This is a genomic window from Candidatus Thioglobus sp. (genome assembly GCF_029243085.1).
In the GTDB taxonomy this organism is placed as follows: domain Bacteria; phylum Pseudomonadota; class Gammaproteobacteria; order PS1; family Pseudothioglobaceae; genus Thioglobus_A.
On the sequence record NZ_JAQWSS010000113.1, the window covers coordinates 1 to 10,631 of the forward strand.

Genomic DNA, 10,631 nt, shown 5'->3' on the forward strand with positions numbered 1-10,631 from the left:
ACCATTGCCTTATGCAACCGCACTAAAGCCGGGATCAGCAAGCAAGCCTTTCTTTGGTATTGAGCCGCAAGTGGTTAATGAAAAAGGAGATATTCTTGAAGGTGAAGCGGAAGGTATTTTAGTACTGGCAAGATCTTGGCCGGGCCAAATGCGAACGCTTTATAATAATCATGAGCGCTTTATGGAGGCGTATTTTTCAACCTTCCCAGGAAAGTACTTTGCCGGTGACGGCGTAAAGCGCGATAAAGATGGTTATTATTGGATCACGGGTAGGGTGGATGATGTTTTAAATATTTCAGGACACCGTTTAGGTACGGCTGAAATCGAATCTGCCTTAGTGCTTCACGAAAATGTCTCAGAGGCAGCCGTAGTTGGCTATCCACATGATATCAAGGGACAAGGGATCTACGCTTATGTATCGATTATGAGTGGTGTCGAGTCTACTAACGAACTTAAATCTGAGTTAGTGAAGTTGGTTCGAGAAGAAATCGGCCCAATCGCAACCGTTGATAAAATTCAGTTTGCACCTGGATTGCCCAAAACCCGAAGTGGAAAAATTATGCGAAGAATCCTTAGAAAGATTGCTGAGAATGATTATGACAATTTGGGTGATACTTCTACCCTAGCTGAACCAGAAGTAGTTAACGATCTAATCGCTAATCGAATTAGTTAGATTGTTTAGGTTGGTCAATTTTAAGTTTCTTTAAACTTTTTTTCAGCTTGTCTTTAAGGCTCACTTCACATTGATTGTGATATTTTTGTTGCATTTGACCATCCAAAGATACAACTTTATTAAATACTTTGTTTTCCAACTCTATTGTATTTTTGATATTATCACAATAGTTATTAATTTCCTCTGTGGTGTACGAAACTAGGGTTGCAACACCAATAGCAGGTACAATTAATCCAGTAACAGCAATACCACTCGAAGTTTCTTTAAGTACTTCAATTCTTGTGATGTTTTTAGCAACTCTTTGAGTGTTTTGAGTAGTAAAAATACTTTCTAAGTAGCTTAGTTTATCAGCAGATAAGTTTAATTTTTGCTGTGTAGACTGTAACTCTCCCTGGAGAGTTTTCACTTTTCCTCTAGCATCGCTCATTTGTGACATTTCATCACCTAAAACACTAGTTTCACTTGTTGCTAACGATAGTTTTTCTTGTGAAATCTTAAGTGCTGATTGGGCCTTGATTAGTTGATTATTTAACGCTTCTAAAGTAGATGAATTATCTATTTTTTCAAGAACTGGTGTTGCTTGTAGTGCTGAAAGTTTATTATTGTATTCCTGCGTGGTTGCTTGAAGTTCTAATTCAAGCTCGGTCATTTTATCTGTATAGAAAAAATAGCCAGAAATTAAGGCGAATGCAAGCACAATTGCACTAAATAATGATTTGTTTTCCATGAGTGACCCTAAAAATAAATAATGATTAATATAGGATGAATATTATACAGTATTTATTGATCTATATTAGTATATTATTATATAATAATTAACGTAACCATTTGGCTGCTTGTTTGGCATAATAAGTTAGAATTGCATCACTACCAGCACGTTTGAAAGAAAGTAGTGTTTCTAGTGCAACCTTTTTCTCATCAATCCAACCATTTTGACTAGCCGCTTTAATTTGTGCATATTCACCACTCACATGATAGGCAAAGGTTGGCATACCAAAAGTTTGCTTAATACGATAAACGATATCCAAATAAGGTAAACCTGGTTTAATCATTACCATATCAGCACCTTCATCAATATCTAAACCTACTTCTCGAATTGCTTCATCAGAATTGGCAGGATCCATCTGATAAGTTTCTTTACTTGAAGCGCCTAGATTACTCGCAGAGCCAACAGCATCTCTAAAAGGTCCGTAATAACTAGAGGCATATTTGGCTGAATAGGCCAAAATATTGGTATAAATATATCCGTTTTCCTCTAAAGCCTCGCGGATGGCGCCAATTCGTCCATCCATCATGTCTGAAGGGGCGACAATATCACTACCTGCTTGAGCATGAGATAAGGCTTGTTTAACTAATACTTCGATGGTCTCATCATTTAGCACATAGCCAGATTCATCAATTAGCCCGTCTTGGCCATGTGTGGTAAATGGATCAAGTGCTACATCAGTGATTACAGCTAATTCAGAAAATTTGCCCTTTAATGCGCGTACAGCACGTTGTGCCAAGCCGTCACTATTAAACGCCTCTTCAGCATTTAATGATTTTTTCTGTTCTGGAACCACGGGAAATAAGGCAACTGCACGAATACCTAAATCAACTAACTCTTGTGCTTCTACTAATAGTTGATCAACGCTTAGACGCTCTATATCAGGCATAGATTCAATACTTTCACGTTTATTTTCTCCTTCAATGATAAAGATAGGGAAAATTAAATCATCAGTTGTCAGGGTGTTTTCACGCATTAATTCACGGGTATATGCGTGTTTTCTCATACGACGTGGTCTATGGGTTAAAATTGTCATCTTAATTTAAATTCTAATAATTTCATCGATTATACAACAATGAGCCAATCAAGCGAAACCTTAACAAGCATGTCAAGCGTCAAAGAGGCGTTTATTCAACCTTTTCCTAATTCTAGCAAGATCTATGTTGAGGGGTCACGCCCCGATATTCAGGTGCCAATGCGTGAAATTACATTAACTGACACTATTGGAGAATTAGCAGAAAAAAATGATCCTATTCATGTGTATGATACTTCAGGTGTCTACACCGATCCAAGTGTTCAGATTGATCTTCGCAAAGGCCTAGACAATATTCGTGAAACTTGGATTGATGAACGAGGCGATACCGAAACGCTTGAAGGTATGAGCTCAACATTCTCAAATGAACGCCTTGACAATACCGAACTTGACGACTTGCGTTTTGAATTTTTAAAAACGCCAAAGTGTGCTAAAGACGGTAAAAATGTCACACAAATGTATTATGCTAAGCAAGGTATTATTACACCAGAGATGGAGTATATTGCTATTCGTGAGAATTGTAAATGGCAGGAATATAAGGATCAAATTGGTCAGCAAAAAGGCGAGAGTTTTGGTGCTAACATTCCCGATGTAATTACACCAGAATTTGTTCGTAGTGAAGTGGCACGAGGTCGCGCCGTCATTCCTGCAAATATTAACCATCCAGAAACTGAACCAATGATTATTGGTCGTAATTTTATGGTTAAAATCAATGGCAACATTGGTAATTCAGCATTGGGATCAAGCATTGAAGAAGAAGTAGATAAAATGGTATGGGGTATCCGTTGGGGTGCTGATACGATTATGGATCTTTCTACAGGTAAAAATATTCATGAAACTCGTGAATGGATTATTCGTAACTCGCCAGTACCCATTGGCACTGTGCCAATTTATCAAGCATTAGAAAAAGTCAATGGTGTTGCTGAAGATTTAAATTGGGAAGTGTTTAGGGATACATTGATTGAGCAAGCTGAGCAGGGTGTTGACTATTTTACAATTCATGCAGGTGTGCGTTTGCAGCATGTACCACTAACCATTGACCGTATTACGGGCATTGTTTCTCGTGGCGGATCTATCATGGCTAAGTGGTGTTTAGCACATCATACAGAGAGTTTTATTTATACACACTTTGAAGAAATTTGTGAAATTATGAAGAAGTATGATATTACTTTTTCACTCGGTGATGGACTACGCCCAGGTTGTATTGCAGATGCGAATGATGCGGCACAATTTGGCGAGCTAGAAACTTTAGGTGAGCTGACTAAAATTGCATGGAAGCATGACGTACAAACTTTTATTGAGGGCCCTGGTCATGTGCCAATGCAGATGATTAAAGAAAACATGGATAAACAGCTTGAGGAATGTGGCGAGGCGCCATTTTATACCTTAGGCCCTTTAACCACTGATATCGCTCCAGGTTATGATCATATTACTTCAGCTATTGGTGCTGCGCAAATTGGTTGGTATGGTTGCGCCATGCTTTGTTACGTTACTCCTAAAGAGCATTTAGGCTTGCCAAATCAAGATGATGTCAAGGAAGGTATTATTGCTTATAAGATTGCCGCTCATGCGGCGGACCTTGCCAAAGGTCATCCAGGTGCTCAGATTCGTGACAACGCTTTATCTAAGGCGCGCTTTGAATTTAGATGGGAAGATCAATTTAATCTTGGTTTGGATCCAGATACAGCTCGTAAATATCATGATGAAACCATGCCTAAACAAGCAGCAAAAACATCTCATTTCTGCTCAATGTGTGGCCCTAAGTTCTGTTCAATGAAGATCACTCAAGAAATCAAAACCATGGATGCTGAAGAGATCGCCAAGATTAACGCCATTCAAGTGGAGATGGATCAAAAATCAGTTGAGTTTTTAGAGAATGACAGTGAAATTTATATGAAGGAGAATGCTTAATTAAGCATTTTTAGATTCTTTCATTTTTTCCTTTTCTAAAATTTTAAACGCTTTCAAGCAGCATTGTTTGGAAGGGTTTAAGTTCTCACAATTGCAATAATTGTGTTTAGTTTGAAATACAACAAAATCTTTTAAAACAGATCCTTGTTCTAATTTAAGCGCCTTTAAGTAGGAATTTTCTGTGATATTGAAACAATAACACAGTAATTTCTCATCGATTTTAGTATTGCAACAACCCATTTGGTATTTTCCTTAAAGAAATTTTGTAGAACTGTAGTTATAATTATAACTATTTATTAATTTATTATATTTTTATGAAACGCATTTCTTCTTTTTTTATAGCGCTGTTGTTATCAACTTTTTCAATAGCAGGTGTACACCCTTCAATGCCTTGGGTAGAGGTTAATTATCCACAAGATCAAGATAAGCGTTGGTGGGATGACACCTGGTGGAAAGAAGGTCAGCTTCCTACGCCTCAGAATTATGCAGTTTCTATGGAAGAAGTAACTTATATGGATGGCGACGTCGAGGTAGAGGCATTTTTATTCAAGCCTACTAAGACTGGAAAGTATCCAGCTATCTTGTTTCAGCATGGCCGTAGAGGGCTTGATAGTTGGACCTTGCCAAGAGTTAAACGTTTAGCAGCGCGCGGCTTTATTGTGTTGGCGCCCAATATGTTTGGCACTTACATGAAATCCCCATTTCCAATTGAACATGATTATATTTACGATCAGCACGTAGCCAAAGGTATCGATGCTTTATTACAGCGAGACGATATTAAAGGCGATAAAATTTGTACAGTATCGCACACACGTGGTGGTTATATGACACTTAAAGCTTTGGTAGCACATAATCAGCAAGATAAGAAAGTGGCCTGTTATGTTGCTTATTATCCGCATTGGCAAGATCCTAACGCTTCTGAAGTAAAACAGATTTATCAATATGCTCCTGAACTTAATGAACTTAATGTGCCATCTTTAGTTTTTGTGGGTGAGTATGATCAATACCAGAGAATTCGCCCAATTATGGCTGGCATGGAGGAATTGAAAGGTAGAGGTGTTGATGCTGAGCTGATTGTTTATCCAGGTGTTGGTCGTGGTTTTGACTTTAGGCCAGTACACGTAAGAACTTTTGCTGATGATTTAGCAACCAAAGATGCAGATCAGAGAACTGCCGCTTTTGTTAGAAAAAATCTAAATCAATAATTATTTTTTTGATTTAACAATAGGTTAATTTGTGCGCTTAATTGGTTAACAGCACCTTGTTTTGATTTAAAGTATTGATTGGCGTTTTTTCCAAGCTCATCAGATTTTTTTTGATCAGCTAATAGTTGAATGATTTCAGTAATTAGCTGATCAGAATTTTGCACCTGAATGGCACCTTGTTTTTTGAGTAGTTCAGAAGAAATTTCTGCAAAATTAAACACGGTTGGTCCAAATATAATAGGCTTTGAGAGTGCTGCTGGTTCAAGCATATTGTGACCACCCGTATCATTTAAACTACCGCCCATAAACACGATATCACTAATCGCAAAATAACTCATCATTTCACCCATAGAGTCACCTAATAAAAAATGGGTGTTTGTAGCTGACTTTAATGTTGATCGACGAGAAATCGTTAGATTAGAGTCCTTTACTAGCTTTTCCACTTCATTAAAACGCTCTGGGTGTCGTGGAACAATAACTAAAAGTGCATTAACTTTATCCTGGTATTTTAGCAAGCTATTGATAATCTGAAGTTCTTCGCCTTCATGGGTACTTGCAAAGGTGACCACAGCTCTATTTTTTGTAATTTTCTTAAGAGCGTTGATGGTTAATGTGTTCGCTTGGGGGTTTAAGTCAAATTTTATATTACCTGCATTAATCACCCTATCCTTTGGCGTACCAAGGCGAATAAACCGATTGGCTGAATTTTGGTTTTGTGTTGCAATAAGACTTAAGTTGTTAAGCGTTTCATTAACCAAATTAGAAGCAAATTTTTGATATTTTTTAAGTGAGCGTTCCGACATTCTGGCATTGATTAAAATGCTTGGTATGTGATTTTGTTTTAATCCATGGATTAAATTAGGCCATATTTCAGTCTCCATCAAAATGCAGATATCTGGTTTTATTTTACTAAGGTAACGGTTAACAATAAAACTTAAGTCAAATGGAAAATACAAATTTAATACTTCTTTACTGTAATGTTGTTTAAGTGCATCTGAACCCGTTGGTGTTGTAGTAGTAACTAATATTCGATGGTCTGGGTATTGTTTAATGAGCATATCAATGAGAGGGATTGCAGCTCTAAATTCACCAACTGAGACGCAATGGATCCAGATAATAGGCACAGGTATTTCATCAATAAAGCCTAGTCGTTCAGAGATTCTTTGACGATACTTTGAGGCTTTAATGGATTTAACTAAGAGGCGGATAACTAAAATGGGTAATAGTAAATATCCAACTAGGCTGTATAGGGTTCGATTCATTTGTCGGTGGTATAATAGCTTCATTGTATTTTAGCGGTTTTTTATGAAGTTTGTTGATTCTGCCAGTATTCGTATTGAAGCTGGTAAAGGTGGTGCTGGTTGTCTGGGTTTTCGTCGAGAAAAATATATTCCTGATGGTGGCCCTGATGGTGGTGATGGTGGTGATGGCGGGCATATTTATTTTCGTGGCCAAGAAGGTTTAAATACGCTGAGTGAGTTTCGTTTTAATCGACTTTTTAGAGCTAAAAACGGACAACCTGGCTCTGGTCAAAATAAACGCGGAAAATCTGCTGATCACTTAACCGTTGAAATTCCATTGGGAACCAAAGTATATGATCTAGAAACTGATGAATTGATTGGGGAAATGATTGAACACGATCAAATTATGTTGGTGGCTAAAGGTGGTTTTCATGGCTTAGGAAACACACGTTTTAAATCAAGTATTAACCGCGCTCCAAGAAAAACCACACCTGGCTCTCCAGGAGAGGTGCGTGAAATTGGCTTAGAGATGAGTGTGATGGCTGATATTGGTCTTCTAGGTATGCCTAACGCAGGTAAATCCAGTTTGATTCGCCAAATTTCTAGTGCACGTCCAAAAGTGGCAGATTATCCATTTACCACACTACACCCTTCGCTTGGTGTGGTGTCATATTATGACGAACATATTGTCATGGCCGATATTCCAGGATTGATTGAAGATGCAAGTGAAGGTGTAGGCTTAGGTTTTGAATTTTTAAAGCATTTGTCTCGTGCTAAAGCACTATTACATGTGGTTGATATTTTGCCTGCAGATGGATCTGACCCTGCAGCAAATTTCTTAACCATTGAAAATGAATTAAGAAAATACGATCCAGACTTGGCTGATAAACCAAGAATGCTAGCCGTCAATAAAATGGATTTATTGCCCGAAGAGGATCGCGTTGAAATTGTGACCAAGTTACTAAAAGTAATTAATTATCAAGGTGAGTTTTACAATATCTCTGCGTTAAATGGCTTAGGTTGCAAAGACTTGGTAGAGGGTTTGTTTTACCTGGTTAAGGGTAATAATGAGTAAGCATAAATGGGTAGTTAAAATTGGATCAGCGTTACTGACCAATGATGGCGAAGGTTTAGATACTGAGGCGATAAACTCATGGGTTGAGCAAATTGTGCAATTAAAAAATCAAAATATTGAAGTGATTTTGGTGTCTAGTGGTGCTATTGCGGAAGGTATGAAGCGCTTGGGTTGGAATATACGCCCCGAAAATATTCATCAATTACAAGCTGCCGCAGCTGTGGGTCAAATGGGGCTTGTGCAAACTTATGAATCTTTATTTGCAGCTCATAGTATTCATACCGCCCAAGTGTTATTGACCCACGATAATTTAGCCGATAATCAGCAGAGTGATAATATTTCAGCCACATTGAATGCCTTACTTGAGCTTGGTACAGTGCCGATTGTGAATGAAAATGATACAGTTGCCACAGAAGAAATTAAATTTGGTGATAATGACACGTTAGCCGCATTGGTTGCGAACTTAGTGAGCGCAACAAAGCTTGTTATTTTGACTGATCAAGGTGGTGTGTATGACGCCGATCCTAGAAAAGTATCTAATGCTAGTTTAATTGATAGTATTCATGTTGATGATGAGAAGCTTGAAAAGGTTGCTGGTCGAACAGGCGGATCTTTAGGTTCGGGTGGTATGTACACTAAAGTATTAGCTGCACAAACTGCCGCCAAAACAAATACTTTTACGATTATTGCTTCAGGTAGGCAAGAAGATGTTTTAACCAAACTTAGCGCTGGAGAGCATGTAGGTACCTTAATACATTGTTAGCATATATTGGACTTGGGTCAAATCTTAACAACCCTAAACAACAAATTAAAACAGCGATAATGGCTTTGCACAATACTAAAGATGTAGAAGTTGTTAATCTTTCTAGTTTGTATCAATCTCCACCAGTAGACGGTTCAAAGCAGCCTGACTATATTAACGCTGTGTGTGAGGTAAAAACACACTTAACCGCTTTAGAATTGTTATATGTTTGTCAAGAGATTGAAACCAAACAGCATCGTGTACGTGAAAAAAAATGGGGCGCTAGAACCATTGATTTGGATATTATTTTATATGGCGTACAGGTGTTAGTCTCTAAGAAATTAATCATTCCTCATCCAGAAATGATGAATAGAGCCTTTGTACTAGTGCCTTTGGCAGAGCTTGAAGATGATTTAAAAGTACCTGTATTGGGCCCTATTCAGGATTTAATCCTAGAATTGGGTGAATTTGAATTAACCAAGCTATGACTTTATCCGAACTCAAAATTTTCAAGCAAACAGGTGAAAAAATCACTTGCTTAACAGCTTATGATGCCTCTTTTGCTCAGCTCTTTGATGAATGCGGTGTTGATACGATTCTAGTAGGAGATTCGTTAGGAAATGTCATTCAAGGTGGTGAAAACACGCTTAGCGTTACCATGGAAGATATGATTTATCATACTCAATCGGTAGCAAAAGGTATTCAAGACTCGCTACTGATTGCAGACATGCCGTATCAAAGCTACACCAATGCTGAACAAACATTGGTAAATGCTCAGCGTTTGATTAATGCTGGCGCACAAATGGTGAAGTTTGAAGGTGGACGTGAGCACAAGAACTCTTTTGAAATTTTGCAAGTCAATAATATTCCAGTCTGTGGGCATTTGGGTTTGCAGCCACAATCGGTGATTGAGATGGGTGGCTATAAAATACAAGGAAAGGATGAAGTGGGTGCTAAACGAATTATCGATGATGCGCTAGCTCTAGAAGCCTGGGGTGTACAGGTTTTGGTGCTTGAATGCGTACCTGCATCGTTAGCCAAACAGATCTCGCAAATGTTAAGTATTCCAACTATTGGTATTGGTGCAGGTGTAGATTGCGATGGACAAGTGTTAGTGAGCTATGATATGCTAGGTATTAACACAGGATATATGCCAAAATTTGTTAAAAATTTCTTGAAGGATAATGGCGATATTAAAGGTGCTATTACTGCGTTTATTAGTGCCATAAAAATCCAAGAATTTCCAACGGATCAACATAGTTATTAAATTGTATACATTTACTGTAATAAGGTGTTTTATAGTGCGTGTAAAATAAAAGTGATGCAAATTTTTAATACGATTACAGAGTTACAAGTCACACTTAAGGATTGGCAAAACAAGGGTGATAAGATTGCTTTTGTGCCAACCATGGGTGGTTTACATGCGGGGCATTTATCTCTAGTTACACTTGCTCAACAAAATGCAGATAAAGTAATAGCGAGTGTATTTGTAAACCCAACACAGTTTGGTGAAAATGAAGATTTTGATCAATATCCCAATACACTTAAAGAAGATGTTTGGCAATTAAAGCAACATCAGGTTGATGGTTTGTTTACTCCAAGTATTGATCAGATTTATCCTCAAGGGCTAGATAGTGATATTCAAGTAGGTGAAATAGGTGAAATCTTGTGTGGCGCCTCTCGTTCAGGTCATTTTCAAGGGGTGGCGCAAGTAGTGCATCGTTTGTTTGAAATTGTAAAGCCTGACATAGCTATATTTGGGCAAAAAGATTTCCAACAATTGCAGATTATTACACAGATGGCTGATCAATTCTTTCCGATGATTAAGATACTCTCGCAATCGACGATCAGACAAAAAGATGGCTTAGCCATGAGTACACGGAATCAATATTTATCGAATAGTGAAAGAAAAATAGCCCCTCGTTTGTATCAAGTATTATTAACAGTCAAACAAGATTATTTGAATAATATCTCAGTTGAGATAT

The 10,631-nt window shown here is 37.8% G+C and carries 10 protein-coding genes and 1 pseudogene; 8 read left to right on the top strand and 3 right to left on the bottom strand.

Annotated features, from left to right (window positions below; all coding sequences use genetic code 11):
• Positions 1-673: pseudogene (locus tag P8M52_RS06295) on the top strand (AMP-binding protein); the annotation flags it as partial.
• Here P8M52_RS06295 and P8M52_RS06300 read toward each other — a convergent pair.
• Positions 666-1,400 (bottom strand): hypothetical protein, encoded by a 735-nt coding sequence (locus tag P8M52_RS06300; protein ID WP_300308936.1) that lies wholly within the window; start codon positions 1,398-1,400, stop codon positions 666-668. The pseudogene P8M52_RS06295 and the gene P8M52_RS06300 overlap by 8 nt on opposite strands.
• 88 nt (positions 1,401-1,488) lie before the next feature.
• Positions 1,489-2,475 carry a porphobilinogen synthase gene (gene hemB / locus P8M52_RS06305; protein WP_300308939.1) on the bottom strand — a complete coding sequence of 329 codons (987 nt, stop codon included), beginning with the start codon at positions 2,473-2,475 and terminating at the stop codon, positions 1,489-1,491.
• Between the two features lie 39 nt (positions 2,476-2,514).
• Here hemB and thiC point away from each other — a divergent pair, with 39 nt between their 5' ends.
• Positions 2,515-4,383 carry a phosphomethylpyrimidine synthase ThiC gene (gene thiC / locus P8M52_RS06310; protein WP_300308943.1) on the top strand — a complete coding sequence of 623 codons (1,869 nt, stop codon included), beginning with the start codon at positions 2,515-2,517 and terminating at the stop codon, positions 4,381-4,383.
• A gap of 314 nt (positions 4,384-4,697) precedes the next feature.
• On the top strand, positions 4,698-5,588 hold the full coding sequence (locus tag P8M52_RS06315) for a dienelactone hydrolase family protein (RefSeq protein WP_300308944.1): 891 nt from the start codon (positions 4,698-4,700) through the stop codon (positions 5,586-5,588).
• Here P8M52_RS06315 and waaA read toward each other — a convergent pair.
• Positions 5,582-6,874: a lipid IV(A) 3-deoxy-D-manno-octulosonic acid transferase gene (gene waaA / locus P8M52_RS06320; protein WP_300308945.1), complete on the bottom strand. Its 1,293-nt coding sequence runs from the start codon at positions 6,872-6,874 to the stop codon at positions 5,582-5,584. The two genes, P8M52_RS06315 and waaA, sit on opposite strands and share 7 nt — an antisense overlap.
• A gap of 19 nt (positions 6,875-6,893) precedes the next feature.
• Here waaA and cgtA point away from each other — a divergent pair, with 19 nt between their 5' ends.
• The 5 genes from cgtA to panC form a co-directional block, all read left to right on the top strand.
• On the top strand, positions 6,894-7,904 hold the full coding sequence (gene cgtA, locus P8M52_RS06325; protein WP_300308947.1) for an Obg family GTPase CgtA: 1,011 nt from the start codon (positions 6,894-6,896) through the stop codon (positions 7,902-7,904).
• On the top strand, positions 7,897-8,667 hold the full coding sequence (gene proB, locus P8M52_RS06330; RefSeq protein ID WP_300308950.1) for a glutamate 5-kinase: 771 nt from the start codon (positions 7,897-7,899) through the stop codon (positions 8,665-8,667). Before cgtA ends, proB begins: the two co-directional genes overlap by 8 nt.
• Positions 8,661-9,134, top strand: coding sequence for a 2-amino-4-hydroxy-6-hydroxymethyldihydropteridine diphosphokinase (gene folK / locus P8M52_RS06335; protein WP_300308953.1), 474 nt, complete (start codon positions 8,661-8,663; stop codon positions 9,132-9,134). Before proB ends, folK begins: the two co-directional genes overlap by 7 nt.
• Positions 9,131-9,913: a 3-methyl-2-oxobutanoate hydroxymethyltransferase gene (gene panB / locus P8M52_RS06340; protein ID WP_300308956.1), complete on the top strand. Its 783-nt coding sequence runs from the start codon at positions 9,131-9,133 to the stop codon at positions 9,911-9,913. Before folK ends, panB begins: the two co-directional genes overlap by 4 nt.
• 54 nt (positions 9,914-9,967) lie before the next feature.
• Positions 9,968-10,631 (top strand): pantoate--beta-alanine ligase (panC, locus tag P8M52_RS06345; RefSeq protein ID WP_300308959.1); only part of this gene is annotated, 664 nt, incomplete at its 3' end.

Excerpts from the sequence above, each read along its gene's own strand:
- hemB (WP_300308939.1), bottom strand. The coding sequence starts at position 2,475 with ATGACAATTTTAACCCATAGACCACGTCGTATGAGAAAACACGCATAT.
- thiC (WP_300308943.1), top strand. The coding sequence starts at position 2,515 with ATGAGCCAATCAAGCGAAACCTTAACAAGCATGTCAAGCGTCAAAGAG.
- cgtA (WP_300308947.1), top strand. The coding sequence starts at position 6,894 with ATGAAGTTTGTTGATTCTGCCAGTATTCGTATTGAAGCTGGTAAAGGT.
- panB (WP_300308956.1), top strand. The coding sequence starts at position 9,131 with ATGACTTTATCCGAACTCAAAATTTTCAAGCAAACAGGTGAAAAAATC.
- P8M52_RS06300 (WP_300308936.1), bottom strand. The coding sequence starts at position 1,400 with ATGGAAAACAAATCATTATTTAGTGCAATTGTGCTTGCATTCGCCTTA.
- P8M52_RS06315 (WP_300308944.1), top strand. The coding sequence starts at position 4,698 with ATGAAACGCATTTCTTCTTTTTTTATAGCGCTGTTGTTATCAACTTTT.
- proB (WP_300308950.1), top strand. The coding sequence starts at position 7,897 with ATGAGTAAGCATAAATGGGTAGTTAAAATTGGATCAGCGTTACTGACC.
- waaA (WP_300308945.1), bottom strand. The coding sequence starts at position 6,874 with ATGAAGCTATTATACCACCGACAAATGAATCGAACCCTATACAGCCTA.